Source organism: Luteolibacter arcticus, from assembly GCF_025950235.1.
GTDB lineage: Bacteria > Verrucomicrobiota > Verrucomicrobiia > Verrucomicrobiales > Akkermansiaceae > Haloferula > Haloferula arctica.
Genome location: NZ_JAPDDT010000003.1, coordinates 335,311 through 361,856, shown reverse-complemented (window position 1 = coordinate 361,856; position 26,546 = coordinate 335,311). Strand labels below are relative to the sequence as shown.

21 protein-coding genes are annotated in these 26,546 nt (G+C 63.8%); 18 read left to right on the top strand and 3 right to left on the bottom strand.

Going from position 1 to position 26,546, the window contains the following annotated elements:
- Nucleotides 1–19 precede the first annotated feature (19 nt).
- The 8 genes from OKA05_RS09845 to OKA05_RS09810 all read left to right on the top strand — a co-directional run bounded on the left by OKA05_RS09845 (nt 20) and on the right by OKA05_RS09810 (nt 8,933).
- On the top strand, nt 20–259 hold the full coding sequence (locus tag OKA05_RS09845) for a plasmid mobilization protein (protein ID WP_264486960.1): 240 nt from the start codon (nt 20–22) through the stop codon (nt 257–259).
- Nucleotides 256–666: a PIN domain-containing protein gene (locus tag OKA05_RS09840; protein ID WP_264486959.1), complete on the top strand. Its 411-nt coding sequence runs from the start codon at nt 256–258 to the stop codon at nt 664–666. The genes OKA05_RS09845 and OKA05_RS09840 overlap by 4 nt, the downstream gene beginning before the upstream one ends.
- A gap of 123 nt (nt 667–789) precedes the next feature.
- Nucleotides 790–1,752 carry an aminoglycoside phosphotransferase family protein gene (locus OKA05_RS09835; RefSeq protein WP_264486958.1) on the top strand — a complete coding sequence of 321 codons (963 nt, stop codon included), beginning with the start codon at nt 790–792 and terminating at the stop codon, nt 1,750–1,752.
- Nucleotides 1,749–3,431, top strand: a complete 1,683-nt coding sequence (locus tag OKA05_RS09830) for a hypothetical protein (protein ID WP_264486957.1) — start codon at nt 1,749–1,751, stop codon at nt 3,429–3,431. Before OKA05_RS09835 ends, OKA05_RS09830 begins: the two co-directional genes overlap by 4 nt.
- A gap of 48 nt (nt 3,432–3,479) precedes the next feature.
- The gene (gene argB, locus OKA05_RS09825) at nt 3,480–4,358 is read left to right on the top strand and encodes an acetylglutamate kinase (protein WP_264486956.1); all 879 of its coding nucleotides are present in this window, start codon (nt 3,480–3,482) and stop codon (nt 4,356–4,358) included.
- Between the two features lie 44 nt (nt 4,359–4,402).
- Nucleotides 4,403–4,945, top strand: a complete 543-nt coding sequence (locus OKA05_RS09820; RefSeq protein ID WP_264486955.1) for a sigma-70 family RNA polymerase sigma factor — start codon at nt 4,403–4,405, stop codon at nt 4,943–4,945.
- Nucleotides 4,942–6,375, top strand: coding sequence for a FecR domain-containing protein (locus OKA05_RS09815; protein WP_264486954.1), 1,434 nt, complete (start codon nt 4,942–4,944; stop codon nt 6,373–6,375). Before OKA05_RS09820 ends, OKA05_RS09815 begins: the two co-directional genes overlap by 4 nt.
- A 101-nt stretch (nt 6,376–6,476) precedes the next feature.
- Nucleotides 6,477–8,933, top strand: coding sequence for a LamG-like jellyroll fold domain-containing protein (locus OKA05_RS09810; protein ID WP_264486953.1), 2,457 nt, complete (start codon nt 6,477–6,479; stop codon nt 8,931–8,933).
- Between the two features lie 455 nt (nt 8,934–9,388).
- Here OKA05_RS09810 and OKA05_RS09805 read toward each other — a convergent pair whose 3' ends face one another.
- The gene (locus tag OKA05_RS09805) at nt 9,389–12,028 is read right to left on the bottom strand and encodes a CHAT domain-containing protein (RefSeq protein ID WP_264486952.1); all 2,640 of its coding nucleotides are present in this window, start codon (nt 12,026–12,028) and stop codon (nt 9,389–9,391) included.
- A 196-nt stretch (nt 12,029–12,224) separates the two neighbouring features.
- Here OKA05_RS09805 and OKA05_RS09800 point away from each other — a divergent pair, with 196 nt between their 5' ends.
- Both OKA05_RS09800 and OKA05_RS09795 read left to right on the top strand, forming a co-directional pair.
- Nucleotides 12,225–13,010 carry a DUF3108 domain-containing protein gene (locus OKA05_RS09800; protein WP_264486951.1) on the top strand — a complete coding sequence of 262 codons (786 nt, stop codon included), beginning with the start codon at nt 12,225–12,227 and terminating at the stop codon, nt 13,008–13,010.
- Between the two features lie 167 nt (nt 13,011–13,177).
- The gene (locus OKA05_RS09795; RefSeq protein ID WP_264486950.1) at nt 13,178–13,363 is read left to right on the top strand and encodes a hypothetical protein; all 186 of its coding nucleotides are present in this window, start codon (nt 13,178–13,180) and stop codon (nt 13,361–13,363) included.
- A 39-nt stretch (nt 13,364–13,402) separates the two neighbouring features.
- Here the strand turns inward: OKA05_RS09795 and ilvD are convergent, their stop codons facing one another.
- Nucleotides 13,403–15,103 carry a dihydroxy-acid dehydratase gene (gene ilvD, locus OKA05_RS09790; RefSeq protein ID WP_264486949.1) on the bottom strand — a complete coding sequence of 567 codons (1,701 nt, stop codon included), beginning with the start codon at nt 15,101–15,103 and terminating at the stop codon, nt 13,403–13,405.
- Nucleotides 15,104–15,480: 377 nt separating this feature from the next.
- Here ilvD and serA point away from each other — a divergent pair, with 377 nt between their 5' ends.
- From serA to OKA05_RS09750, 8 genes are all read left to right on the top strand, one after another.
- Nucleotides 15,481–17,085, top strand: coding sequence for a phosphoglycerate dehydrogenase (gene serA, locus OKA05_RS09785; protein ID WP_264486948.1), 1,605 nt, complete (start codon nt 15,481–15,483; stop codon nt 17,083–17,085).
- A gap of 284 nt (nt 17,086–17,369) precedes the next feature.
- Nucleotides 17,370–17,924, top strand: a complete 555-nt coding sequence (locus OKA05_RS09780) for a sigma-70 family RNA polymerase sigma factor (protein ID WP_264486947.1) — start codon at nt 17,370–17,372, stop codon at nt 17,922–17,924.
- A gap of 41 nt (nt 17,925–17,965) precedes the next feature.
- Nucleotides 17,966–20,995, top strand: coding sequence for a serine/threonine-protein kinase (locus tag OKA05_RS09775; RefSeq protein ID WP_264486946.1), 3,030 nt, complete (start codon nt 17,966–17,968; stop codon nt 20,993–20,995).
- A 189-nt stretch (nt 20,996–21,184) separates the two neighbouring features.
- Complete coding sequence (locus OKA05_RS09770; RefSeq protein ID WP_264486945.1) at nt 21,185–22,450, top strand: epoxide hydrolase family protein; 1,266 nt, start codon at nt 21,185–21,187, stop codon at nt 22,448–22,450.
- A gap of 108 nt (nt 22,451–22,558) precedes the next feature.
- On the top strand, nt 22,559–23,134 hold the full coding sequence (locus tag OKA05_RS09765; RefSeq protein ID WP_264486944.1) for a cytochrome P460 family protein: 576 nt from the start codon (nt 22,559–22,561) through the stop codon (nt 23,132–23,134).
- 61 nt (nt 23,135–23,195) lie between these two features.
- The gene (locus OKA05_RS09760) at nt 23,196–23,648 is read left to right on the top strand and encodes an organic hydroperoxide resistance protein (RefSeq protein ID WP_264486943.1); all 453 of its coding nucleotides are present in this window, start codon (nt 23,196–23,198) and stop codon (nt 23,646–23,648) included.
- 288 nt (nt 23,649–23,936) lie between these two features.
- Nucleotides 23,937–24,368, top strand: coding sequence for an exosortase system-associated protein, TIGR04073 family (locus tag OKA05_RS09755; RefSeq protein ID WP_264486942.1), 432 nt, complete (start codon nt 23,937–23,939; stop codon nt 24,366–24,368).
- A gap of 102 nt (nt 24,369–24,470) precedes the next feature.
- A complete protein-coding gene (locus tag OKA05_RS09750) occupies nt 24,471–25,238 on the top strand; it encodes a hypothetical protein (protein ID WP_264486941.1) in 768 nt (255 codons plus the stop codon).
- A 139-nt stretch (nt 25,239–25,377) separates the two neighbouring features.
- Here the strand turns inward: OKA05_RS09750 and lgt are convergent, their stop codons facing one another.
- Nucleotides 25,378–26,403 carry a prolipoprotein diacylglyceryl transferase gene (gene lgt, locus OKA05_RS09745; protein ID WP_264486940.1) on the bottom strand — a complete coding sequence of 342 codons (1,026 nt, stop codon included), beginning with the start codon at nt 26,401–26,403 and terminating at the stop codon, nt 25,378–25,380.
- Nucleotides 26,404–26,546: the final 143 nt, after the last annotated feature.

Below are 26,546 nucleotides of genomic sequence, written 5' to 3'. Positions count from 1 at the left end.
GGGACTTACGGTAATACCCGTGACGACCCTCAGTTTCAAAGTCAGTGAGGACGAGGCCCGTGAGATCCGGCGGCAGGCAAAAGCCGCAGGGATCACCGTCTCCGAATTTCTCCGCCGCCGGGCGATGGGAAATGAGCCGGGACAGGCGGTCGGGAAAGTCCGCTGCGAATTCACCGGTGCGGAGATCTTCGCCCCGGTGACCGGGGCGGAGCCACTCACCACGGAGTCCGTTCGCGAAATGCTCGCTGACTTCCCGTGAACTATCTGCTCGATGTCAACGTGCTGGTCGCGTGGGGCTGGGCAGATCACTCCGATCACGGGCGGGTCGCCTCGTGGATGGCCGCGATGAAAGTCATGACCGGCACCCGGATCCTCACATCATCCATTCCTGAATTGGGATTCATTCGGGTCTCGCTCCAGCGGGCCGCCGGCCGTTTGACGGTGGAGGATGCGGTGGCGACGCTGCGCTCGATGACGGGCTCGCTCGGTGCATGCCATGAGTTCCTGCCGGATGATCAATCGTCGGTCATGGGATTTTCGACTTGGTGCGCGGGCCCCTCGCGAACGACAGACGCGCATTTGTTGGCATTGGGGGCGCGTCATGGTGCCGAATTGGCGACGTTGGATCTTGGGATTCCGGGGGCTTTTGTCATTCCCGCCTTGTAGCTTGGCGGGAGGCGGCGAGTTTCACTTGGCTTCCCCGGACTGGCGAACCGCACTCGGAGAGTGCGGACCACTCTGCATTTCCCCCTTGTCCCGCGGGAGTTCTTCCGAAAACTCCGCGCCGCGATGCCGACTGACTCGATCCTCTACGCGACCCGCCAATATCTCGGGATCGCCCCGACTGTGTCCGTGACCCTGACCCCGATCAAAAAAGGCGCTTCGGGGCGGACCATCGTGCGCGTCGCAACGCCGGGGCGTGACCCATTCATCGGCATCCATTGGACCGACGAGCGGCCCGACAGCGACAATTTCCTGCCGGTCGGCAAGTTTCTGAAGGCCACCAAGATCAACGTGCCGGAGATCTTTTACGAGATCGCGCACCGCCGGGTGGCGCTGGTCGAGGACCTCGGCGATACCGACCTGCTGTCGTTGAAGGGCCGGCCCTTCGCCGAGCGCGAGCCTTACTATCGCTCGGCGCTCCAGCAGATCGACAAGCTCTTCTACTCAAAAGGGCCGAAGGATTTCGAGCTGATGCCGGCCTTCGATGAGTCGCTCTACCGCTGGGAGCAGGAGTATTTCTTCGACCATCTGGTGGAGGACCTGCTGGGCATGGATGCCTCGGACCTGCGGGAGGACGAGGCATTGCGGGAGCTGGCGAAGCGGCTCGGCAGCTCGGCGAAGCATCTGGTGCACCGCGATTTCCAGTCGCAGAACCTGCTCCTCAAAGATGGCAAGGCGTGGTGGATCGATTTCCAGGGGATGCGCCGCGGCCGCCAGGAGTATGACATCGCCTCGCTGATCTTCGACCCCTACATGGACCACCCGGCGGAGGACCGGGAGGCGATCCTCGGCATCTGGGAGGACATTTCCGAGGACCGGCCGGAGCCGACGATTTTCCACCAGTGCGCGGCGCAGCGGCTGATGCAGGCGCTGGGTGCCTACGGGAACATCGCCAAGAACCGCGGTGACGAATGGTATCTCCAGTTCGTGGCGCCGGCCGCCCGGATGCTGGCGGACGTCACCGCGGGGACGCCGCTGGAAAAACCCCTCGCGCCGGTGCTGGCGAAGGCGACAGAGTTCGCGCCGTGAACACCCCGTCCCGCCGGACATTCACCAGCGCCGCGATCCTGCTCGGCGTGGGGTTGTTCGCGCTCGGCGGGGCCTCGCTGATCCCGCCGCTGCGGGGAATCGAACGGTGGATCGTCAAAAAGATCGCCGTGTCGATGGACCCGGTCGACACGATTCTGGATGGCCGGGGTAGTCAGGACGAGCCGTGGACGGGCCGCAAGGCGGTGCCGCCGGTGGTCCCGCCGCCGCCGCGGCTGCTGACGATCGATGAAGATCCCGAGCACTGGTTCAGCACCTCGCCGCTCGCGCCAGTCGATCATGCGCTGATTTTCGCGCGGCTGGCCGATGTGGGTCACAAGACTCTTGGGATCGGTCACTTGATGGCGTGGGACACGCCGGAGCCGCTGGCGATGGAGGCACTACGCAAGCAGCTCGATCGCTACAATGCGGCCGTGCTCGCGCTGCCCTTAGCCCGCGGCGCTGCGCCCGAGCCGGTGGCCGCGCCCTTCTTGCGGTGGTCGATCGAGACGAAGGATGCGAAAGGAAAAGTCTCGGCGCTGCCGCAGGTGAACCGCGTGTCGATCCCGAATGCCGAACTCGGCGGACAGAAGACGCTGGCCGGCTTTTCGCTGCTGGAGAATGAGAAGGACCCCGGCGATGGCACCCAGGCGTTGTTGGCGCAGTGGGGGGATCGCGTGATTTTTGCCTTCCCGCTGGCGGTGGAAATCGCGGCGCAAGGGCTGACTCCGGCGGACGTGTTGGTTCACGTTGGCCGGGAAGTTCGCCTCGGCCGCGATGGCCCGGTGATCCCGATCGATGGCTTCGGCCGCGGGCCGGTGGTGGCGAACGTGCAGACGGTCGAGGCACCAGCGATGCGGCTGATTTACGAGAAAAATTCGCTCCCTGCGACCGAGCACCCGCTGATCACGCGCGACGTCCGGGCGGAGCTGCCGCCTGCGGAGAAAGCTTGGTCGGATCGGCTGGCGGCGAGCGTGCAGGCTATGCGCACCGCGCAGCGATTCCAGCAGGCGGTGACGCTGCCTCGGCCCGATGCTCTGATGGAGTTGGCGCTGATGGTGGCGATGGTGTTCTTCGGCACTTGGGCGACCTGCCAGAAGCACGTCGCCTGGCGGATCTTCACCGCGCTGATGCTGGCCGGGCTGGGGGCGCAGTTGCTCTACCTGTTTGCCTCGCGCCAGAATCTGTGGTTGCCGCCGCTGGCGATCCTGTCACCGGGGATTACTGCGGTGGGTCTGGCTTTCATGAGGAAGGCCAGTGTTGCAAAGGCTCCCGTGGCGGCTCCGGCAACCGGAGGGTCTGTCGTCGATGTTTCCTCCCAGATCGTGATGCCTCCGCCGGAGCCCATCTTGCTTCCAGAGCCCGAGCCAGAGCCGGAACCCTACTACGAGCCTGAGCCTGAGCCGGCTCCGGCATACGTGGAGGAAGAAGCGTGGCCCGCGCCGGTTGCTCCGCCCGCCGAGGTCGAGCCGGCCGCGAAGCCCGCCCGCAAGGCGGCCAAGAAAGCCACCGCGAAAAAAGCCGCCACCAAGGCTCCGGCGAAGAAGGCTGCCAAGAAGGAAGCGGTCAAAGAGGCCAAGAAAGCTCCGGCCAAAAAGGCTGCGAAGAAGGCGGCACGCAAGAAGACCGCAGCCAGCGACAGCGAGGAATCCGGACCGTCTGCGGACGAGACGGCGTCCTGACAATTCCAGATCTCCATTTTCAGATTTCAAATCCAAGCTCCCGCTCCCATGTCGCTCCAGCATCCCATTGAAAAAGCCGAGTCGTTGATCGAAGCGCTGCCGTATCTGCAGGCCTTTCGCGGCAAGACCTTCCTGATCAAGATGGGCGGCTCGGCGATGGAGGATCCGGACCTCGTCGCCAAGGTCATGCGCGACATCGTCTTCCTCGAGGTAGCGGGCATCAACCCGATCGTCGTTCACGGCGGCGGCAAGGCGATCTCGGCGGCGATGAAGGAGGCGGGACTCGATGCCGAATTCGTCGGTGGCTTCCGCGTGACCTCGGACCAGGCGATTTCCATCGTGGAGAAGGTGCTCTCGAACGAGATCAATCCCGGCCTGGTCCGCATGATCCGCGACCTCGGCGGCAAGGCCGTGGGCATCGCCGGCACCGATGTCTTCCTCGGCGAGAAGATGCATGCCACCGGCAAGGACGGCGAACGCGTCGACCTTGGTCGGGTGGGGGAGGTGGTCGGCTGCCAGCTCGGCCAGATGGATGCCGCCCATCGTGCGGGCATCGTGCCGGTCATTTCGCCGCTCGCCGCTGAACTCGCCACGGGCCGTCCGCTCAATATCAACGCCGACCTTGCCGCCGCCGCGCTCGCGAAGGAGCTGCGCGTTGCCAAGCTGGTCTACCTTTCCGATGTCCCCGGGCTGATGCAGGACCCGACGAAGCCCGAGACGCTGATCAAGTCGGTGAGCCGCGCGCAGGCCGACGATCTGATGGCCGACGGCACCATCTCCGGCGGGATGATTCCGAAGGTGAAGAGCGCGGTCGATGCCCTGAACGCCGGCGTGCGCAAGGTCCACTTCATCGATGGACGCCTGCCACACGCGCTCCTGCTGGAGATCTTTACCCACGGCGGCATCGGCACCGAGGTGACGCGCTGAAATTTTTTCGTCAGCATCGTCCGTCTCGCGGAACATACTGCGGGATGATGTCGCGCTCCGAGTCTTGGGAAGACCCGCAGGACGACTCCGCTTTCGCAGCGGAGATCGATTCGCTGCGGTCGGCCCTGCGCGGCTACGTCATGAGCATCCTGCCCCACCACTCGGCTTGCGATGATGTGGTGCAGGAAACGAGCGTCTTCCTGTGGGAGCGCCGGCACGAGCGCGACGATACGACCAATCTCAAGGCCTGGGCTTTCAAGGTGGCGTGGTTCAAGGCGATGGCATGGCGGCGCGACCGGCAGCGGGAGAAGACGGTGAATTTCTCCGAAGACACGCTGCACGAGATCGCCGCGGCGGCGGAAAGCGTGGCGGAGGATGCGGCCGAGCGCTTGCAGGCGCTCCGCTCGTGCTTGTCGCGACTGGCTCCGGAGGATGTGCGGCTGCTACAGCTCCGCTACGTCGAGAGCGGCTCGCTGGCCGGGCACGCGCGCGAACAGCGGATGAAGCCGAGCCGCGTCCAGAAGACCATTTCCCGTCTGCGGCTGGCACTGCGCCACTGCATCGAAACGAAACTTTCCCGAGCATGACACCGAGCCCTGAATTGCGGAAATTGATCGATCAGATGCTGGCAGACGGCGGTCTGGGCAAGGTCGAGACGAGCCGGCTTGAAGAGCTGCTTAAGGACCGCGAGGCGCTGCGCTACTACACCGAGGTGATGGCCCAGGAGTCGATGATGGCCGAGGCGCTGGAAGGGATCGAAGGGGCGGAGAAAACGGTCCGTTTTCCGGTCCGGGCGCTGGCACTGGCCGCGGCGGCTTGTGTGGTTTTCGGAGTGGGATTCTTCAGCGGCCGGGAACATGGCGAGCCTCCGCCAGCGGTGGTGAAAAGCCTGGGTGTGCAAGTGACCGGCCTGATGGGTGTGGAGTGGGAGGAAGGCGGCGCGCCGGACTTCCCGGCGGCGGGGCGCGTGGCCTTCCGCTCGGGTCTGGTGGAGCTGACATATGCGAGCGGGGTGCGGGTGACCTTGGAGGGCCCGGCGGACTTCTCGGTGATCAATCCCGCCTCGGGCAGTCTGGCGAATGGCAAGCTGGTGGCCTACGTCCCGCCCGGGGCGGAGGGATTCACGGTCGACTATGCGCAGGGAAAAGTCGTCGATCTGGGCACGGAGTTCGCGATGGATGTTGCGGGAGCGAGGGCGGAAGTGGGGGTCTTCGACGGAGAGGTCAAATTGCATCTGCCGGGCGACGAGCCGTGGTCCTTGTTCCAGGATCAAGCGGTGGTCCATCACGGGGTAGGGAAGATGGGGCTGACGGCGGTGCCGCTGGACCGCGAGAAATTCGTGCGCCGGATGCCGGCCCGGGACTTTCGCTGGGAGGTGACCTCGCACGGCTCGCGGGAGGTGGAATTCGACGTGACGCACCTGATCTGGAAGCCGTCGGATTACCGGGCGATCTTCAAGTGGATGGAAGGGCGCGACGCGATCGTGGTCCGCAATCTGGAACTGCGGCGTGACGGCAAAGTGGTCGCCAGCGATTTGCACGAGGGCGTCACCGGGAACCTGCGGCTGGTGCGGGACAATGTCTTCAGCCTGGATGTGAAGCCTGGCGATTTCAAACGAGGGCGCTGGACCTTGCACGCGACCATCGACACGTATCCGCGTGAAGGCGCATTGGCGGGGGAAAACTCTCCAGTGGCGAGCGTCGGTCTTCTTCAGTTCGAGGAAGGCCTTGTCTCCAAGGCGACTGCGGAGGACTTCATCGGAAAGTGGAGTTACCACCATCTCGGCAGCCACTATGTCCGCGAATTTCATGCGGATCGACGGCTGGAATTGTTTGTGAACGACAAGCTACAACCCGAGGCGTTTCCCGGGTTTCGGTGGGAGGTCGAGGGCGGGGTGCTAAAGATCGGGGTGCCGAAAATGGCGAATGTCTACGAACGCCATGCGCTGCGTGACCGGGACACGCTCATTTTCATGAGCAATCACTACGGCACCGCGACAAGGGTGACGGAGAAGTAATTTTTTCCGCGGTTTTTGGTCAGCGTTGGACATTTCCGGGTACGGGAATCGAGCGGAGGAGTCCGGGTTATCCGGAGACCCCCGTGCGAAGACCCGACCTCATGAAAAAAATACCTCTGAAATTCCCCGGCTTAGCGCTGGCCCTGCTGATCGCGACACAAGGCGCTTCACGAGCGGAGCTCGTGGCGCGTTGGAGCATGAATGAAGGAAGCGGAACGATCGCCGATTCCTCGGGCAACAACCTAACAGGAACCCCCACGGCCCTCGCCGTCACGAACAACGCCTTGGTCTACGGGCAGTCTTCGGTGGCAGCCGGCAGCTATGGGGCGATCACGGTGACCCCTGCCGACGCGGCGAAGTTCGGCTCCTCGATCCAATTCATCCGGGCCGGGAGCGGGATGTTCCAGATTGGCAATCCGGCGGTGATCGGAAATCTCGCGAGCGCGGGACCGGCAGGCGCTTTCACGGTGATGGGCTGGGTCAATGCCAGCATCGCCTCGAGCACCAACCAACGGATCTTCGCAACCGGTCCGTCAAACGGCTGGGGCGTGGGGCTCTCGAACGTGAATCAAGTGATCTACACTGCGTTCGGCGTGGTGGATCGCCGGTCGACTACTCCACCTTCGGCGAACAACGTGTGGCAACACGTGGCCTACGTTTGGAATGCCGGTGCGATCGAGGTGTTCGTCAACGGCACTTCGAAGTTCACCGCTACGGCAGGCTTCAACAACGAAACCAGCACCCAGTTCGGGATCGGCGGCAACGGTAACGGCGGCGACCACTTCAACGGGCGGATGGACGAGTTGAAGATCTTCAACACCGCGCTGACCGCGTCCGAAATTGTAGCCGCGGCGGTGCCGCCGGCGGTGAGCGGCCCGCTGCTGGCCGCCGCGCCGACGATCAATTTCAACAACAACGGAGCGCCGCAGGTTTTCAGCATTCCCTTCTCCAATGAGAGCAGCACCGACACCCTGACGGTGACGTCAGTCACGCGGAGCGGAGTGGACGAGGCGTTTTTCACCGTGGATGATTTCCCGGAATCCGTGGCTCCCGGGGGAACCGGCAGCGTGGAGGTGGCCTTCAGTCCCGCCAGCAGTGGACCGTATCAAATCGCGCTGCAGATCGCATCGAATGACGCGGTCTCGCCGTCGCGAACGGTCACCATGAACGTCACTGTCTCCGACCCGATCGTCGCGGCGTCGACGGCTCGTGTGGATTTCGGCGACTTGGCGGCGAATCCAGGCCCGCAGACGATGGCGGTCACACTGACGAACCAAGGCGGGGCGACTCCGCTGCTTGTCTTCGGTGTGTCGTTCCTGGGCCAGGGAGGAAACGGCCTCTCCATCGTGTCGTCCCCGGAGAGCATTGCACCGGGCGAAAGCGGCCAAGTCGTGATTGGCTTCGATCCGGCAAGTGCGACCGGGAGCTTCGGCGATTTGTTGAGCATCGAGACGAACGCGACCAACACTCCCATCCTGACGCTGCCGGTGGTGGCGAAGGTCGCGATCGATGCGGCTGAAACGCCGGTCACCGTGGTGAACGCCGGCTTCAATGCGGGCGGATGGAACTCGGTCACCGGCACCTCGCCGCAAGGTTGGACGAACTCGCTCGCCGCAACGAACGGCGGTGGCCTCTATGGGCAGGATGGTGCATTGACGCCCGGCCTGACGAGCGTCGCCGCTCACTTCCAATCCGTCCTCGGCTACTACGAGCAGAATCTGAGTGCCGGTAATGCGGGGCTCACTGCGGGCAAGGTGGATGCCATCACGGTGGCCTTCGACCGACTCTATCGCAATGACGCGGTGGTGAACGGTCATGCGATGCTCCGTGTCTCGCTGTGGGACAAGACGAACGACGTGGAACTCGCGGGGCGCGATCTGGTCTTCGAGAATCCCGGGCTACAGACGGGCAACACCTTTACTCCCGTGGCATTGAGCCTCGCCTATGATGCCTCGACCCTTGACGCCGAGGAGATCGCGCTGCGCATCACCCGCATTCCGCCGCTGGTCGTCGGCGTCAATATCAACCAGGCCACGCTGGTCATCGACAACGTGAGCGTGGCCGTGGACGGCGAATGGGAGCCAGCGGATGGCTATGCAAGCTGGACCGTGGCAACCGGCCTGGACGGTACCCCGGGCAAGGAGAACGGCGTTGCCGATGATCCGGACAAGGACGGAGTGTTGAACTTCGACGAGTTTGCCTTCGGCGGCAATCCGCTGTCGGGCGGCTCGGGAGTCCTGAGTGCCGCTGCTCCCGCCGACACCACCGGGGATTTGCAACGGGAGCTGATCCTGACCGTCGCAGTGCGGGCTGATGCGGAATTCTCTAACAGCCCGTCGCCCGTGGGCCTGGCCGTTGGAGCGACCTATGCCATCCAGGGAAGCTTCGATCTGGTGGGATTCGATGCGTTGGTGGAGGGCCCGCTCGCGGAGCCCGTCATTTCGGCGACGCTGCCGGCCGTTCCGCCGACGGGTTACAAGTATGTCTCTTTCCGCTTGGGCGGATCGAATGGCTTGCCCAGCAAGGGTTTCCTGCGCGCGAGTGCGACAGGGAATTGAGGTCGAAGAGGCCATCGTCTGCGGGGTTGGGTTCCCGTGGGCGATGGCCCGGCTTCCGTCTCGAGGGGACGCCTCTTCCGTCCCGACGGGACGATTCATAACAGCCCGGCACGAAGTGCCGGGTCATGCAGGAAAGGGATTGGTCTCCCAACGGGAGACATCATGCGGGGTGCGGCGGGTTCATCCAAAAACACCCACGCGTCGGTTTCGGTCCCATATTTATCCGACCTAGAGCGCCTTCGACGGAGGCTCGGATCCGATCTGGGAATGAGCCGTCAGACGCATGAGGCGTCACGTTGTGACGCGGTGGTCTCCGGCATTCTTACCTGGCACTTCGTGCCAGGCTGTTATGAGCCGTCCCGTTGGGACGAAGAGGTGGTCGTCGCTTTTTGGGATGAAGAGTTGCCGCGAGCCACGGTAGCCATGCTTGTCCACGCACCATTTCAGGCAGCCTCCTAGGCCGCCTTTCTCTTGAACAAGCGGGCGGCGAGGAAGAGCAGCAGCGGCAGCCCGAGTGCGAGACGTTTCCACGGCAGGCCGGGCTTGGTGGGTGCGGCCACGATTTCCTGGCCGGTGATGAGCGGCGTGTTTTGGCTCAGCACGAAGGGAGCGTAGCGCAGCACCGCGGCCTCGAAGTCGTCGTCGCTCGTGGTCCTGGTGAGGAACTCGCGCTGGCATTGCCACAGCGCCTGTGCCGGGCGGTCGGAAGCCAGCGCGAGCTGATAGAAGCGCTCCATGAAGGCTGGCGTCGAGCGATCGGAGACCGGCCACAGGGCGACCACGACTTCGCGGGCGCCGGCGAGGGCGAAGCCGCGGCGCAGGCCTAACAGGCCTTCGCCGGAGACTGCGGTGCCGGCGCCGGATTCGCAGGAGGAGAGGGTGACCAGGCGGGTGCCTTGCAGTGGCAGCTTGGCGACCTCGGCGGGGTAGAGCAGGTCATCGTCCGGTGCGAACAGCGGGCTATCGGCCTTCCGTAGCGCGGCACCGTGGAGCAGCAGCCCGCCGGCGTGGAGCAGGTCCGCGCGTTCGTCGAAGTCGAGCGCGGTGGCCGGCGAAAGGTCGTCCGCAAGGAAGAACGCGTGGCAGCCGAGGTGCAACACGGCGGGGGCCTTTGTGATGGACGCAAGCGCGCGCTCGTTGGCCTGGTCGTTCCGTAGAAACCGCGAATCTCGAGGGGCGAGCTTTTCGAGCCGGTCCATTTCATCCGCCGTACCCGGCATGTCATCGAGCCCGGCCAGCATTTCTAACAATCGGTTGCCGTCGGCCGGTGCGGTGGATTTCGGGAACTCCGAGACTCCTAGTAGTTCCCACGGCGCGCCTGACAGCTTGGTGGAGGCGGGTGGATTCAGCAGGTCACGGCCGCTGGTCAGCGTGGCCACTTGGAGAAAGCGGGAGCACAGCGGCTGCATGCCTTCATCCATCAGCGCGGGCAGCGGCAGGAAATGCAGTGCACCATCCGGCGAGAAGGCGACGTGCTGGGTGCCCTCCGGGAGTTCACGGGCGATTGGTTCCCAGAATTTCTGGTGAAGCGAGCGCAGGATGCCGCGCAGCTTGAGCGCCGGTGGCGGGGTGTTCTTCCCGGCCAACGAAGTGGCCCGCCATGCGAGGCGGTCGCGGAAGGCGGCGAGCCAGCGCTGGAGATCCTCCCCGCTGCCGAGCGGCACCCATTTCGGCGAGCCCTCCGGCAGCAGTATGATGGCTCCGTAGTGCTCTTCCTCATCATCGGTGGCGGTGAAGCGGCAGGCATCGACCAAGGCGGTGCCGGGCGGCAGTGACTTCTGGACCGCTTGCCAGCCGGGCACCGTGGCGGCCTTTCCGCCGGCCAGCATGGCATCGAATAGCCGCGCCTTGGTGGCCAGCAGCACGTTCGCGATCCGCGGCGCGTCGCCGGTCGCGCAGGGCAGCGAGACGAGGTCGTGGCGCTGGAGGAAATTCAGGCGCTCCTGTTCGCTGCCGTGGACGATGAGATCGTCGAGCACGGCAATGCCGAGCGAGGTGGCGCGATCGATCTCCGCGGGGGCGTCCGGGTTGCCAGAAAGCAGTGCATTGCGGGCTAGATTGCGGGCCGTCTCCGCGGTTTGCAGGTGGACCTTCGGCAAGTGCTTTTCTTGCAGGGCCGCGGCGCGACGCAGGGAAGTCTCTGCGTTCTGGTAGTTTCCTTCCGCTTGTTCCGCCGAGCCGAGGTTGTTGAGCGGGGTGATCAGCGAGGGATGATCTTTCCCGAAGGATTTTTCGAGCAGCTCCACCGCCTTGGCGAAGGAGGTCCGTGCGTTGGCGGCGTTGCCCAAGGAAAGGTCGAGTGCGCCAAGGTTGTTGAGAAAGGGGACGATGCGGAACGGGGCGCTCTCGTAGAGTTCGCTCGCTTGTTGGACGGCGTCCTCCATCTCCTTGCGGGCTTCCTCGGTCTTTCCCAGCCGGAGGTTCGAAAGCGCGAGCTGGCTTGAAAGCGAGAGCCGCAGCTCGGGATTTGGAACGTCGAGGGCGAGTGCCTCGCGGAAGGTGTCCGCCGCCTTGGCGTGGCTGCCGAGCACGTGGAAGTAGCGGCCGAGCTGGCCGAGCCGGCGGGCTCGCGACTCGGCGTCTTCCGCGGGCGTGGCATCGAGCGTCTGCCGGAATAGCCCGCCCGCTTCGGCGTATTTGCCTTGGGCTAGCAAGGTGAGCGCGAGGTGATCCAGCCCTTGCAGCCGCTCCGCTCCTTCGGGACGGAGTTCGATCACTTGCCGGAGATGTTTCTCGGCCTCCGCCGCTTGCCCGAGGTCCTGCACGGTCAGGGCCAGCGCTTCGAGCGCGTCTGCCTGCCCTGCCGGGGTGTCGGTCGCGAGCCTTTCGACGGCGCTTTGAAGGTGGGGCAGGGCTTCGTCCGCCTTGCCCGCTTGCCGCTCGATGATCCCCAAGGCTTGTAGCGCGCGACCGGACTCGACCGCATCGGCAGCCGACCGACTTTTCTGCCAGGCTGTTTCCCAATCGGCGACCAGCGCTTCGAGCTCTGCCTCGGCGGCTGCGAGATCGTTCGTCTCAAGCGCCCCGTCGAGTTCCGCCGCCGCTGCAATGCCGAGCGTCAGCAGGAAGGTGAGGGGACGGAGAGGGGAGGTCATCCGGGTGCGGCTTCGGGAGTGAAGGACGCCGTTAACATCCCTTAAGCTTCTGCTGCTGACAAGCCCTCCCAAGGAAACCGGCAGGCGGATTCGGTCAATTTGCGCTGTCGGGCGGAACGCAGGGTGAGTGGACGGCAGAATGCCGGTGGCGAGACTCCGCTTGAATGCGGTCACTTTGCGCGGAGTCTGAGGGGCCATGAAACCCGTCGCTCTCCTTATCGCCCTCTCCCTGCCGGCACTCGCCGACTGGAAAACCGAAGTCACGCCGGCAAAGCTGGGGCCGCATCCCAAGCTCGCTCCGCAGGAATTCGACTACCGGCTTTCCTGGAACGGCATGGTGGACGCGGGAAAGCTCACCTTCACTTTCGGCAAGCAGGATCCGAAATTCCCCAGCGACTTCGTTTCCCGGGTCACGGGGGGGAGCACGGGCGTCGCCTCCAAGCTCTATAAGAATGACATCGCCGTGATCTCCCGGCTCGATCCCGCGACGCTGAAGCCGCGGGCCTGCGTCGGCGTGCAGGATGAGGGCAAGGAAGTCGTCACTACCCGCAGCACTTGGGCGGGCACCCAGGTATCGAGCGAACACGTGACAAGGGTGGCCAAGACCGGGGCGGAGACGAAGGTGGACAGCCAATTCCTCTTCACGCCGGTTCATGACGTCTTCTCGGCGATGCTCCACGTCCGCAGCCACAAGCTGGCGAACGGCGACAAGCTGGTCTTGCCGCTGATGCCCTTCAACCGCCCCTATTTGGCGCGGATCGAGGTGCTGGGGCGGGAGAAATTCGCCAACCGCGACACGATCAAACTGTCCGTCTCCCTCCAGAAGATCGAGCCGAAGACCAAGACGCTGCTGCCCTACAAGAAAATGAAGAGCACCACCCTATGGCTATCCGACGACGCCAACCGCATCCCGGTCGAACTCCGCTCGGAGGTTTTCATCGGCGACGTGCGGATGACGCTGTCGGGGGCTCGAAAGCTGTAACCAAAACGCATGTTTGGCGGATCAAACACGTAGAAACACGCTAAAACGACCGCTTGCCATTTGTCTGATTTTGGGAAAGATAACTCAACCTTTGTCGAAAGTCTCCATTTCCGCTGCGAAATGCATGATTTTCAAAGGGTTTGTTCCTTTCCCCCACGATTGATCCCATGTCTTCCACCACCCCGGATGAATTGATGCATGCCTTGGCCGCCGAACTGGGGGCTATGGATCAAGCGAGTGCAGAACGGCTTTCCAACATCCTCCGGGGTCTGTTTGCCTGTATGCAGGATCTGAACAGCCGTTTGGCCGTGTTGGAAAGTCAGGCGGCGGTGAAGGCGAACGGGGAGAATTAAGCCCGGAGAACCTAGATAGTCCTCCGGGCCAGGGTGGTATCAAAGATACTTGTCGGTCACGGCACCCTCGCTGGCGCTGGTCGTGAGCTTCGCGTATTTCGCTAGCACGCCGCGGGTGTAGCGGGGGGCGGGCTGGGTCCAGTTCTCACGGCGGGCTTTGAGCGCCGAGTCATCGAGATCCACGGACAGCTTGTTGTTCACGGCGTCGATGGTGATGATGTCGCCATCCACAAGCAGGCCGATCGGGCCGCCGTCGTGGGCTTCCGGGGTGATGTGGCCGACGACGAAGCCGTGGCTGCCGCCGGAGAAACGACCGTCGGTGACGAGCGCGACCTTCTTGCCGAGGCCCAGTCCCATGATGGCACTGGTGGGCCCGAGCATTTCGCGCATGCCGGGGCCGCCCTTGGGCCCTTCGCGGCGGATGACGATCACATCGCCCTCAACGATCTCGCCGGCGAGGATGGCCTTCATGGCTTCATCCTCGGAGTCGAAGACGCGGGCGCGACCGGTGAAGAGTTCGCCTTCCTTGCCGGTGATCTTGGCCACCGCTCCGCCGGGGGCGAGGTTGCCGTAGAGGATGCGCAGGTGGCTGTCCTTCTTGATCGGGTTGTCGAGCGGGCGGATGATTTCCTGGCCCGCCGGGTAGAAGATTTTCGAATTGGCGAGGTTCTGGGCGAGGGTCTTGCCAGTCACGGTGAGGCAGTCGCCGTGGAGCAGGCCGGCTTCCAGCAGGATGCGAAGCAAGGGGACGGTGCCGCCGATCTGAACCAGCGCGGCCATCGAGTACTTGCCGGAGGGTCGCAGGTCGGCCAGGAGCGGGACGCGCTTGCCGATCTCGGTGAAGTCGTCGATCGACAACTCCACCTCGGCCGCGTGGGCCATGGCGAGCAGGTGAAGCACCGCATTGGTCGATCCGCCGAGCGCGATCACGACGGTGATGGCGTTCTCGAAGGCCTTGCGGGTCATGATGTCGCGCGGCTTGATGCCAAGCTGGATCATGTTCAGCACGGCGGCACCGGCGTCGAAGCAGTCCTGCATCTTGTCGTCCGACACCGCGGCTTGGGCCGAGGAGTTCGGGAGCGACATGCCGAGCGCCTCGATGGCTGAGGCCATGGTATTGGCGGTGTACATGCCGCCGCAGGAGCCCTCTCCGGGGATGGCGCAGGATTCGACGGTCTCGAGCTCTTCATCGGAGTATTCCCCGGAGGCGTGCTTTCCGACCGCTTCGAAAACGGAGACGATATCGAGTTCCTTGAGCTCGCCCTTGAGCGTCGCGCAGCCGGGCAGGATGGTGCCGCCATAGACGAAGACCGACGGGCGGTTCATCCGCGCCATCGCCATCACGCAGGCGGGCATGTTCTTGTCGCAGCCGCCGATGGCGACGAAGCCGTCCATGCCCTCGCAGCCGACCACGGTCTCGATCGAGTCGGCGATCACCTCGCGGGAGACGAGCGAGTACTTCATCCCCTCGGTGCCCATCGAAATGCCATCCGAGATGGTGATGGTGTTGAAAATGACGGCCTTGCCGCCGGCGGCATCAGCACCTTTGGCGGACTCCTTGGCGAGGCGGTCGATGTGGACGTTGCACGGGGTGACCTCCGACCAGGTGGAGGCGATACCGATGTGCGGCTTGGAGAAGTCTTCCTTCTGGAAGCCAACGGCGTAGAGCATCGCCCGCGAAGGCGCGCGGTCAGGGCCGTCGAGCATGATCGAGGAAAAGGGGCGGGTCGGAGCGGACATGGGGGCGCACGCTAGGAGCGTATCCGCGGGCCGCCAAGAGCGGAATCGGGCCACGCAAGGACTTTCCAAACGCCTATTCACGAATTTTGTTCATTTTTTCTGTCGGCAGTCAGAAAAATCACTTGCCGTGCCCGCATTTAGTATCCTTTGTAAATACCGCGTTAATTGCAGGTTGCTGCCCTTGCCGAGACGCCCTCCTCACGAAAATCGCCGGCTCCTTTGAACCCAGGGAAACCGGCACAAACCCAAGAGATTCCGTAGGGAGGGTTTCCGGCAAGGGTGAGCAGTCGCCACGGTGCTTTGATTGCCAGTGGTGACGCGAATGAGTCCGGCCTGCTCTTGCCAGTTTGTCCGGGCACGCCTATGGGGCTCCCGACATGGCCACATACCGCGTGCTCGTTTCGGATCCGATCTCGGAGAAGGGCGTTGAAGCCCTCGCCGCCGCTCCCGGCATCTCTGTCGATGTAAAGACAGGGCTCAAGCCGGAAGCCCTGCTAGAGATCATCGGTGACTACCACGGACTGGTCGTGCGCTCCGAAACCAAGGTGACCGCCGAGGTGCTTGCCGCGGCCAAGAATCTGAAGGCGATCGGCCGCGCCGGGGTGGGGGTGGACAACATCGACCGCAAGGCCGCCACCGACCACGGCGTGATCGTGATGAACACGCCGACCGGCAACACGATCTCCACCGCCGAGCACGCCTTCACGCTGATGCTCAGTGCCGCCCGCAACATCGCACCGGCGCACGCCGCCGTGCTGAAGGGGGATTTCAAGGCGGCCCGCAAGGCCTACCAAGGCATCGAGCTGAATACGAAGCGCCTCGCCATTCTTGGAATGGGCCGCATCGGCACCGAATTCGCCAAGCGCGCCCAGGCCTTCAACATGCACGTGGTGGCCTACGATCCCTTCCTCACCCAGGCCCGCGCCGATGAGCTGAAGGTGGAGCTGGCCGCCACTCCGGACGCGGCTCTGACGGGTGCCGACGTGGTGACGATGCACGTCCCGCTCACCCCGGAAACCAACCGCTTGATCAATGCCGAGCGCCTCGCCCTGATGAACAAGGGTGCGCTGGTCATCAACTGCGCCCGTGGCGGCCTGGTGGATGAAGAAGCGCTGAAGGCAGCGATCGAATCCGGCCACATCGCCGGTGCGGGTCTCGACGTGTTCGAAGTCGAGCCGCCGCCGAATGACCATCCGCTTTTCACGCTGAACAAGCACGTGGTTTACACCCCGCACCTCGGTGCCTCGACGAATGAGGCGCAGGAGAACGTGGGCATTCAGGTGGCCGAGCAGCTCCGGGACTTCTTCGTCACCGGGGAGATCAAGAACGCGATCAACATGCCGTCGCTGGATGCGGCGACGCGCGCGGCGATCGGGCCTTATCTGGATCTGGCTGCGGCGCTGGGCAAGCTCCTTGCCAAGCTGGGGCCGGAGAATCCGGATTCGCTGCGCGTTTCCTACCACGGGCCGCTGGCCAAGAAGGACACCGGCCTTGTTTCGCGCACCGTCCTGACCGCGCTGTTGGAGGCCTCGCGCCCCGACGGGCAGGTGAATATCGTGAACGCACCGGCGATCGCGACCCAGCTCGGGCTGGATGTGACGGAATCGACAATCAACGCCAAGACCGAGTTCAGTGAACTGGTGGTGGCCGAGTTGAAGAAGGGCGACGTGCGTTACCGTGTGGCGGGGACGTTGATCGGCCAATCGCCGCGGATCGTGGAAATCGACAAGCTGTATGTGGACTGCAACATCGCCGGCCGCTTCCTCTTCGTGGAGAACGACGACCGCCCCGGCATCGTGGGTGTGATCGGCACGGCGCTGGGCAATGCCGGTGTGAACATCGCGAACATGGGCCTGGCCCGCACCGCTGACCGCACCCGCGCGCTGACGGTGATCGAGGTGGATTCCGAGCCGCCGGCGAGCCTGCTGGATCTGCTGAAGAGCACGCCGGGGATCGTAAAGGTAATCACGCTGGAGCTGTGAGGCCCGGTTGGGGCTATCTTTTCACGCGGCCTTCCCCGTATCGCGCCCTTTCAGGGCGCCGGTCGGTGGCGATGGGAACCCAGGGCGGCGCTACGCTTGCCCTGGGCTGAGGGATTTCGCCCCTTTGGGGCTGGGGGTGCCGCGAAGATGCTAGTTGACCACTGCTGGTGGACCACAAGTCCCAACGCGGGACACGCCGTGCCGGAGCGGCAGGAGGTGACGCGAAAATGTGAGTGACCCCGGCGCGGCGTTGCGGCATGTCTGGAGTAGTACTGCCGGAACAGATGAGCGATGCCACAGTGATGCTTGCCGCCATTCAGGCAGGCGACTCCCATGCCGCCGAGCAGTTGCTTGTACTCGTTTACGACGAATTGAGGCGGCTGGCCGCTTCGAAGGTGGATCAGGAAGCTCCCGGCCAGACGCTGCAACCGACGGCGCTGGTGCATCAAGCCTGGCTCCGGCTGGTCGGGGATCAGGCCCCATCATTCAACAATCGGGAACATTTCTTCCGCGCCTCTGCCGAGGCGATGCGCCGGATCCTGATCGACCGCGCACGGCGGAAGCGCGCCCAGCGCCATGGCGGGGGGTATCAGCGCGTGGATCTCGACGGATTCGATCTGGCCGCTCCCACCGCCGATGAGCAACTGCTGGCGGTGAACGAAGCCCTGTCCAAATTCGCGGGTGCGCATCCGGTGCAGGCGGATCTGGTCAAGCTGCGATACTTCGCGGGCATGACCAACGAGGAGGTTTCACAGATACTGGGGATCTCACTTTCCACCGTGAAGAACTATTGGAACTTCTCCCGTGCCTGGCTGCTGAACGAAATCGAAAGCCAATAGCGGGTCCGAAGATCGAGGAACAATCCGAGCCTGTTGATTCCATGACGGGTGACACCGGACGCCACATTGAACTCTTCACCGGAGCGGTCCAGCTCCCGCCTGAAGAGCGGGCTGAATTTCTGGACCGGGCTTGCGCGGGTGACGAGGAGCTGCGGTGCAAGATCGAGGTTTTACTGAATTCCCATGACCGCGCCGGGATCTTCCTCGAAGAGCCGGCCACCTGGGAACTTGATGAGACGAGGTTGCGGGTGGCGGCAGGGGAAAAGCCCGGCGACCGGGTGGGGAATTGCCGGCTGCTCCAGCAAATCGGCGAAGGCGGCTGCGGGGTGGTGTTCCTGGCCGAACAGGAGGAACCGGTCCGGCGGCGGGTCGCGCTCAAGGTGATCAAGCCGGGCATGGACACGAGGAGCGTGATCGCCCGCTTCGAGGCCGAGCGGCAAGCGCTGGCCCTGATGGATCATCCGCACATCGCCCATGTCTTCGATGCCGGTGCCACCGCGAGCGGCAGGCCTTACTTCGTGATGGAATTGGTCGAGGGCCTGAAGATCACGGATTATTGTCAACGGCACTCCCTCCCGCTCGACGCCCGCCTGAAGCTCTTCACCCACATTTGCGACGCGATCGAGCATGCGCACCAGAAGGGGATCCTCCATCGCGACATCAAGCCGTCGAACATTCTGGTGATGACCGGGCAGGACGGGAAGCCGGTGCCCAAGGTGATTGATTTCGGGATCGCCAAGGCCACCGGCGGCGAACCACTCACCGACAAGACCCTCGTCACCTCCTGGGGGATGTTGATCGGGACTCCCGCCTACATGAGTCCCGAGCAGGCGACCATGGCCAGCGCGGAACTGGACACGCGGACCGACATCTACAGCCTGGGCGTGCTGTTGTATGAATTGCTCACCGGTGCGACTCCGTTTGACACCCACGAGCTTCTCAAGGCAGGTCTTGATGAAGTCCGGCGAGTCATTCGCGAGGTGGAGCCGGTGCGGCCATCGACCCGGCTGAGCACGATGGCGGCCGCGGACTTGGCGAACGTTGCGAAGCATCACGCCGCCGAAGTGCCCAAGCTGATCCGCGAGATGCGCGGCGACCTTGACTGGATCGTGATGAAGGCGCTCGAGAAAGACCGCACCCGCCGGTATGCGACGACCAACGCCCTGGCCATGGATATCGCACGCTATCTCGCGGGCGACGCGGTGCTGGCCCGCCCTCCCAGCACTGCGTATCGATTCGGCAAGTTGGTCCGGCGCAACCGGCTGTGGTTCGCCGCGGGCTCGATGGTTGCCGCGGTTCTGGTGATCGGCTTCGTGGCGGTGGCGCTTGCCTTGAAGCGGGAGCAGGGTGCGCGGCAGGAGGCCGACAAGGCGCGCCAGCAGGCGGAGGTCGACAAGACGCAGAGCCAACAGGCCACGCGCTTTCTCAAGGCGATGCTGGAGGGCGTCGGACCTTCCGTGGCACGGGGGCGGGACACGAGGATGTTAGAAGAGATTCTCGCCAAGACCGAGAGCCGGTTTCCGGTGGAGCTGGCGGGCCAGCCAGCGGTCCGCGCGGACCTGCAGACGCTTCTCGGAAGGGTGTATCGCGATCTCGACCAATTGCCGAAGTCGGAGGCGATGCTGCGGGAGGCGCTGGAACTCCGGGTCGGCCTCTTCGGTGAGGAGAGCGAAGCGGTCACCGACACCCTCATCGAGCTGGGGTATACCCTGAGCTATAGCTCGAAGGGGACCGAAGCCGAGACCATCGTCCGCCGGTCCCTGGTCACACGCCGGAAGCTGCTTGGCGAGGAACATGGGAAAGTGGCCGAGTCCTATTACGTGATGGGCTCGATCTTCTGGGCGCGGCAAGACATCCCGGAAGCCGAGGCGATGCTGCAGAAGTCGCTCGCGATGCTGCGCCGGCTGCATGGCGACAAGAGCGCGCTGCTGGGCGATTCGTTGATGGGTCTGGGCTGCGTGAGATATGGGCAGAAGAACTATCGCGAAGCCGAGGACTTCTTCCGTCAGGCATTGGACCATTGGGGCGATACCCTGGCGGACGAGCATCCGTCAAAAATCCTCTGCCTCGAAAACCTCGCCAACATGGTTTCGATCCAAGGGAAGCGTGCGGAAGCGGTGCCGCTGCTGCGGCAAGTGGTGGAAACCAACCGCAAGGTCCATGGTCCGGACCATGCCTTGGTGGCCAAGTCGCTTCACTCGCTGATCCGGGTCTTGTTGCCGATGGGGAAATTCGACGAGGCGGAGGTCGCGGGCCGCGAGGCCCTCGCCGTGGCGGGGAAGGCATGGGGCACCACCAGGGAGGAGAGCCTCATGATCTTGCGCGACCTGATCAACGCGCTCTTGCATCAGCGGAAGTTCGAGGACGCCGAACGCTTGTTCGCGGATCTGCTGCCAGCCGGACAGGAGTTGACGCCAGAGTATTCCGGCCTGCTCTACGAGCGCTGTGACACCCATGCGATGTGCCGGCGCTGGCGGGAGGCGGCCGACGACGCGGTGCTGCTGCTCAAGCAATCGCCGGAGAGTCATGAGCACTATCTGACACTGGCCCCGCTGCTGGTTCAGCTCGGCGATCTGGCGGAATACCAGCGGCTCTGCGCGAGCATCTGCGGCAAGTTCGGCGAGACCAAGGACGTCTTTGTCGCCGACCGGATGGCAAAGGCTTGCCTGATTCTGCCGTTGCCTGCCCTTGATCTGAAGGCCGTGGCTGCCATGGCGGAACGGGCGGTGAACGATGGTTCGAAGGAAGTCGCAGCACCGTATTTCCAATTTTGCAAAGGCCTGGCGGAATTTCGTCTCGGCCACTACGAGGAGGCGTTGACTTGGACTCGCCGCGCTGCCGATGGCCCTTTCCGCGAAGCGAAGGCGGGGGCTTTCACGGTCCTGGCCATGGCCGAATTCAAGCTGGGTCGCTTGGAGGAAGCCCGGGCGGCCTTGGCCGAATGCGACAAGCTCATTGCAGAACAGCTGCCGGATTCCGAACAGCAGATCGGCCGCGAATGGCGCGACTGGCTGATCATCCAAGCACTGCGCTCGGAAGCGAAACGGCTGATGGAGGGCGAGGCGGACTGAAGTTGCGGCAGTCCTGCCCTTGTTCCCGAGCGCTGTGAAAAAACCGGCCAATTTCTTTTGGCCACTCCGAGCGGAATTCTCGCTGTTGCAAATGCTGGCAGATGTTTCAACGCGCGACACGGGATGAGCCGGAGGCGAGGGGAGACAGGAATCTGCTGCAAGGAGAACTACCAACCTACCAAGCACACCATGAAGACTGCAGACCTGCCCGGAACCACCCCGGGCCTTGAATCGCGGCAAGCGGGCGACACGCGCACCCAAGCGACCGACCGCGATGCCATTCATTCGTTCCGCGTGAATGTTCCCGAGGAGGACCTCACCGACTTGCGCCGGCGCCTCAACGCCACCCGCTGGCCGGAAAAGGAAACGGTCACGGATTCGTCGCAAGGCGTGCAGCTCGCGACCATCCAGAAGCTCGCCCGCTATTGGGCGGATGACTACGACTGGCGGAAGGTGGAGGCGCGCCTCAATGCCTTGCCGCAGTTCATGACCGAGATCGACGGGGTGGACATCCACTTCCTTCACGTTCGCTCGAAACATGAGGATGCCTTGCCGGTGGTCATCACCCACGGCTGGCCGGGCTCGGTCATCGAGCAACTGAAAATCATCGATCCGCTGGTCAATCCGACCGAGCACGGGGGCACCGCCGCGGATGCCTTCCATGTGGTGATTCCGTCGATGCCCGGCTACGGGTTCTCCGGCAAGCCGACCAGCACCGGCTGGGATCCGCCGCGCATCGCCCGTGCCTGGACCACGCTGATGAAGCGCCTGGGGTACACGCACTACGTGGCTCAGGGCGGCGATTGGGGCGCGCTGGTCACCGAGCAGATGGGCGTGCAGGCAGCGCCGGAATTGCTCGGCATCCACACCAACATGCCGTCCGCGGTGCCGGCCGAAATCGCCCAAGGCCTCGCCACGCATACGCCGCCACCCGGCCTAGCGCCCGACGAGAAGCGCGCCTTCGAGCGGCTGGACTTCTTCTTCACGCACGGGCTGTCATATGCCCAGCAGATGGCGAATCATCCGCAGACGCTCTACGGGATTGCGGATTCCCCGGTCGGGCTTGCTGCCTGGATGATCGACCACGACCTGAAGAGCTACGAGCTCATCGCCCGTGTCTTCGACGGACAACGCGAAGGCCTCACGCGCGATGACGTGCTCGACAACATCACGATCACCTGGCTGACCAACACGGCGATCTCGGAGGCGCGCCTCTACCGGGAGAACAGGCTGCCGTTCTTCGCGCCGATGGGTGTCCAAATCCCCATCGCCGTGACGGCCTTCCCCGACGAGCTGTACCAAGCGCCCCGGAGCTGGGTTGAACGCGCCTATCCCCATCTCATCCACTACAACAAGGTGGAGAAGGGCGGGCACTTCGCGGCTTGGGAGCAGCCCAAGATCCTAGTGGAGGAACTGCGGGTCGGGCTGAGGTCGCTCCGGGGCGCGAACCCTTGATCCCAAGTCTCGTCGGCCTGCCGCGCTGGAAGGTGCGCGGCAGGCTGGCCGCCCGAAGAGCGGAAGAATTGCCCGTCAGTTCCACGGAAGAACAAGCCAAGCTCAGCCATGAAACACTCCATCCATCGTGCCGCGGCGGCGGCCCTGCTGATCCTGCCCGCTGCGTTTATCACCCGCCTGGCGACCGCGCAGGCTGAGGGTTCCAAGCCTGCGGATCCCGCTCGGCCGGATCCGGGCATCACGCAGATCCCCGAAGGCTATCGCGACTGGAGGCTGATCTCCGTGGCGCGCGAGGAAGGGAAGCTCGACGACATCCGGGCCGTGCTAGGCAACGACATTGCGATCAAGGCCTATCGCGAGGGAACGCTGCCGTTTCCCGATGGCGCGGTCATCGCGCGGATTGCGTGGGCTCTGGTTCCGTCGGAGGAGAACGACAAGGCCTTTGGCCAAGCACAGTCCTTCGTGCCCGGAGCGCCCAAGAACGGCGTCCAGTTCATGTTCAAGGATTCGAAAAAGTATGCCGCCAGCGGGGGCTGGGGCTACGCCCAATTCGGCGAGGCCGATGGCAGGCCGGTGGTCGACGAGGCCAAGCTGGCCGCGTGCTTCACCTGTCACCAGCCGGCCGCGGCGCAGGACTTTATCTTCACCCGCTACTCGCTGGGCGGTCTGGCGGGGCAGAAGTGACGGCCGGATTTCCATCCCCCCGAACAACGAAACAACCACTCGAACCCAACCAACCAAACAGATGAATGCCACATTAGTTTCCGATGCCGGTCGCGACACCGGCTCCAAGCAAGTGTTTTACACCGGTCAGACCCACACCACGGGTGGCCGGGATGGCGGCGCGTCCCGCTCCTCCGACGGGGCTCTGGATATCAAGCTGGCGACTCCCGGCAGCAAGGGGACTGGCACCAATCCCGAACAACTGTTCGCGGCCGGATGGTCCGCCTGCTTTATCGGGGCGATGAAAATCGCCGCGGGAGCGATGAAGGTCCGGTTTCCGCAGGATGCGGCGGTGGATGCAGAGGTCGACCTGTGCCAGTCGGACAGCGGCTACTCGCTACAGGCCCGGCTCAAGGTCAGCCTGCCGGGCATCGAGGAGGCGGCGGCGCAAGCGATCGTGAACGCGGCGCACCAGACCTGCCCCTATTCCAAGGCCACGCGAGGGAATATCGGCGTGGAGATCCTTTTAGTCTGAGGGCTCTGGTTGTCAAAGACTCCTGAGCGAGCCTGCCTGATTCCGGTGGCGAAATCCTCGTTGTTCGAAAGGGGGGGCGATGATCCCACGGAAGCATCAGCCGCCTAGGCAGAGTTGCCGTGGCCCGGTGGAGGCATTTTTCCGGCGCGAACTTCAAAACGGCCACCCCGTCCATTCATTGTCCCTACGGGCCACCGTGGAACTGGGAAGAATTCCCGTGGAACTCCTCCCGTGCCCCACTTTCCCGTTGCCAACCCCCGAATCCCGTTCCTAGGCTCACAGCAGCACATGAAAAAACTCGCCGTTCTCGCTACCGCCGTGCTCGCCCTTGGCGGTGTGGCATCCGCCGACATCCAAGCTCCTCCGGGATCGACCTACACGGCGACCCGCAAGCTCGGCCGCGGCATCAGCAACATCCTTTACGGGTTCATGGAACTTCCCGAGCAGATCGTCCGCAAGACCGACGACCACGGCCGCAAGGCTGGCTGGTCCTACGGTGTGGTGGATGGCACCAGCCGCTCCCTGAAGCGCCTTGGCTACGGCTTCTATGAAGTCTTCACCTTCACCTGCCCGACCTACCGCGGTACCTTCAAGCCGCCGTATGAGCGTTGCGGCGAAGACAACCGGATTCAGATGAATCCTTCCGATGGCCTCTCGGAGTTCCCGCCGGAACTCGGCTTCGAAAGCTACTACTTCCATACCCGCTCTCAGCGCTGGTAATCCGGTAGAGCAGACAGTTTAGTCGTCCCGGCAGCGGAGTTATCCGCTGCCGGGATTTTTTTTGTCAACTTTCCGGCCCCAGCGGCGTTCTTTCCTCACACAATGCGATCCTTGTTCCTCACGCTCCTGATTACTGGCACCGTCCCGCTGTTCGCGGAATCGCGGACGTGGAAGAGTGCCGACGGGACGAATTCCTTCAGCGGCGAGTATGTCTCGCACAATGACCAGCAGGTCACCATCCGCCGCGAAGATGGCAAGATGTTCACCGTCGACTACGCCAAGCTTCACGCCGCGGACAAGACGTGGGTGTCCTCGCAGACGGCGAATGTAGGGCAAAAGCCGCCCGCGGCAGCCGAGCCGACCCCGGCGCCGGACCCGAAGGCGATTTTCGATACCCTGTGCTTCGGCGACAGCATCGAGACGGTCAAAAAGAAGCTCAAGGAGAGCAAGGCCGTCCAAACCGACCTCGACGACACCTATTTGGGCCGCACCGGCATCAATGGCGTTTACCGGACGCGTCAGAAGATCGGGGGCCTGCATTGCGAGCTGTTTTTCGATTGGTCTCCCACCGATACCCTCACCGAGGTCGTCCTGCAGACGCAGGGACAGACCTCGGAGGCGTATCCGACGCAGCTCAAGGAGACGTGGGCGCAACTCGTCGAGCTGATGGGAGCGCTTCACGGCAAGCCGGTCCAGGCGGGCGCCTACCCGGGGATCAAGCAGGTGAAGGACGACATGTTCCTGCCCTCCCATCTCTGGAAGCTGCAAAGCGGTGGCTCCGGGCTGCTCGGTGTCTCAATGCACGGCGGGACGTATCTCGTGGTTGTCCGCTTCACGAAGGAGAAGGTGGAGCCCGCGCGTTTTCCCTGACGCGCCCTAGATTGGCTCGACAACGAAATTGGCGAAAGGGGCGAAATCAAGGCAGCCGATCAGGCAGTCTGGATTTCTTCCAACTTTCGCTCGTTTCGCCGGTTTCGTTGTTCCTCCCGTTTTCTTCGGCAAGAGCGCTTCAGTGCCCCTCCGGAGAGGGACCCGGGCTCATTCTGTTCTTGGTCGGCATCAGCTTCGCGGCGACGATGAACACCGCGCCCGCCACGATCATGAAGAGGGACAGGAACTGTCCGCTGGTCATCGCTCCGACCATCTTTGCGTCCGGCTCGCGGAACTGCTCTGCGAAGATCCGGAACAGCGCGTAGAAGATGAAGAACAGCCCGGTCAGCACCCCGGCTGGCAGTTGAGGGAAACGCGTGCGGACCCACCAGAGGATCGCGAACAGCGCGATGCCTTCCAGCAGTCCTTCGTAAAGCTGCGACGGATGACGGGGCAGCAGGAAGGGATCGATGGCTTTCGAGATCGCCGGGTCGTGGCGTTGCAGCTCCAGCATTTGCTCGAAGGCAATCCGGTCCGGCGGCATTTGCTGGGACCACAGGGTCTTGAGCTTGTCCGATGCGCCCTCGGCGGCCAACAGGGCGGGCTCCAGGTTTTTCCCCTCGGCATTCTGCTGCTCCACCAGCGCGCGGGGGAATTTTACTGCCCACGCGACGCCTTCCGCCGGGCGGCCGTAGAGCTCGCCATTGATGAAATTCGCCAGCCGCCCGAAGAACAGGCCGAGCGGGGAAACGACGCAGAGGCCATCGCCGAGGCCGCGCCACGAGACCTTCTTCTTCCGGGCGTAGAACCACGTGAAAATCACCAGCCCGAGGATGCCGCCGTGGCTGGCCATGCCGCCTTCCCAGACCTTGAAAAGCATCAGCGGGTCCTCATTGACCCAGCTCCAGCCGTGTTCGCGGCTGTGATACCACAACATGTAGCCGAGCCGCCCGCCGATGAAGACCCCGAAGATCGCCGCGGCCGCGATGAAGTCTCCCGCAGCGCCGGGCGGCAGCACCCACAGCTTGCGCTTCGCCAGCACGTTCAGCAGCCAGGCCCCCACCAGGAATGCCGCCAGATAGGCCAGCCCATACCAGCGGAGCTGGATGGCATCGGTAAATCGGATGAGCACCGGGCTCATGTCATGCACGTAAGTCGCGAACACGGGGCGCACCTCACACCATTCACCTCACTCGCGCAACCCATGCGGGAGCAGAATGACGGAGGAAGAATGCCGGGCGGAGCGGCCAAGGATTCGGGCCCTTTTCCGGGGCGTGTTTGTCATTCGAAAATTCGGCATTCGTCATT

What these genes read in the sequence shown, in the direction of transcription:
- argB (WP_264486956.1), top strand. Translation starts at nt 3,480, where the DNA reads ATGTCGCTCCAGCATCCCATTGAAAAAGCCGAGTCGTTGATCGAAGCG.
- ilvD (WP_264486949.1), bottom strand. Translation starts at nt 15,103, where the DNA reads ATGTCCGCTCCGACCCGCCCCTTTTCCTCGATCATGCTCGACGGCCCT.
- OKA05_RS09805 (WP_264486952.1), bottom strand. Translation starts at nt 12,028, where the DNA reads ATGACCTCCCCTCTCCGTCCCCTCACCTTCCTGCTGACGCTCGGCATT.
- OKA05_RS09780 (WP_264486947.1), top strand. Translation starts at nt 17,370, where the DNA reads ATGAGCGATGCCACAGTGATGCTTGCCGCCATTCAGGCAGGCGACTCC.
- OKA05_RS09775 (WP_264486946.1), top strand. Translation starts at nt 17,966, where the DNA reads ATGACGGGTGACACCGGACGCCACATTGAACTCTTCACCGGAGCGGTC.
- OKA05_RS09815 (WP_264486954.1), top strand. Translation starts at nt 4,942, where the DNA reads ATGACACCGAGCCCTGAATTGCGGAAATTGATCGATCAGATGCTGGCA.
- OKA05_RS09835 (WP_264486958.1), top strand. Translation starts at nt 790, where the DNA reads ATGCCGACTGACTCGATCCTCTACGCGACCCGCCAATATCTCGGGATC.
- OKA05_RS09755 (WP_264486942.1), top strand. Translation starts at nt 23,937, where the DNA reads ATGAAAAAACTCGCCGTTCTCGCTACCGCCGTGCTCGCCCTTGGCGGT.
- OKA05_RS09760 (WP_264486943.1), top strand. Translation starts at nt 23,196, where the DNA reads ATGAATGCCACATTAGTTTCCGATGCCGGTCGCGACACCGGCTCCAAG.
- serA (WP_264486948.1), top strand. Translation starts at nt 15,481, where the DNA reads ATGGCCACATACCGCGTGCTCGTTTCGGATCCGATCTCGGAGAAGGGC.
- OKA05_RS09765 (WP_264486944.1), top strand. Translation starts at nt 22,559, where the DNA reads ATGAAACACTCCATCCATCGTGCCGCGGCGGCGGCCCTGCTGATCCTG.
- OKA05_RS09810 (WP_264486953.1), top strand. Translation starts at nt 6,477, where the DNA reads ATGAAAAAAATACCTCTGAAATTCCCCGGCTTAGCGCTGGCCCTGCTG.
- OKA05_RS09800 (WP_264486951.1), top strand. Translation starts at nt 12,225, where the DNA reads ATGAAACCCGTCGCTCTCCTTATCGCCCTCTCCCTGCCGGCACTCGCC.
- OKA05_RS09820 (WP_264486955.1), top strand. Translation starts at nt 4,403, where the DNA reads ATGATGTCGCGCTCCGAGTCTTGGGAAGACCCGCAGGACGACTCCGCT.
- OKA05_RS09795 (WP_264486950.1), top strand. Translation starts at nt 13,178, where the DNA reads ATGTCTTCCACCACCCCGGATGAATTGATGCATGCCTTGGCCGCCGAA.
- OKA05_RS09770 (WP_264486945.1), top strand. Translation starts at nt 21,185, where the DNA reads ATGAAGACTGCAGACCTGCCCGGAACCACCCCGGGCCTTGAATCGCGG.
- OKA05_RS09750 (WP_264486941.1), top strand. Translation starts at nt 24,471, where the DNA reads ATGCGATCCTTGTTCCTCACGCTCCTGATTACTGGCACCGTCCCGCTG.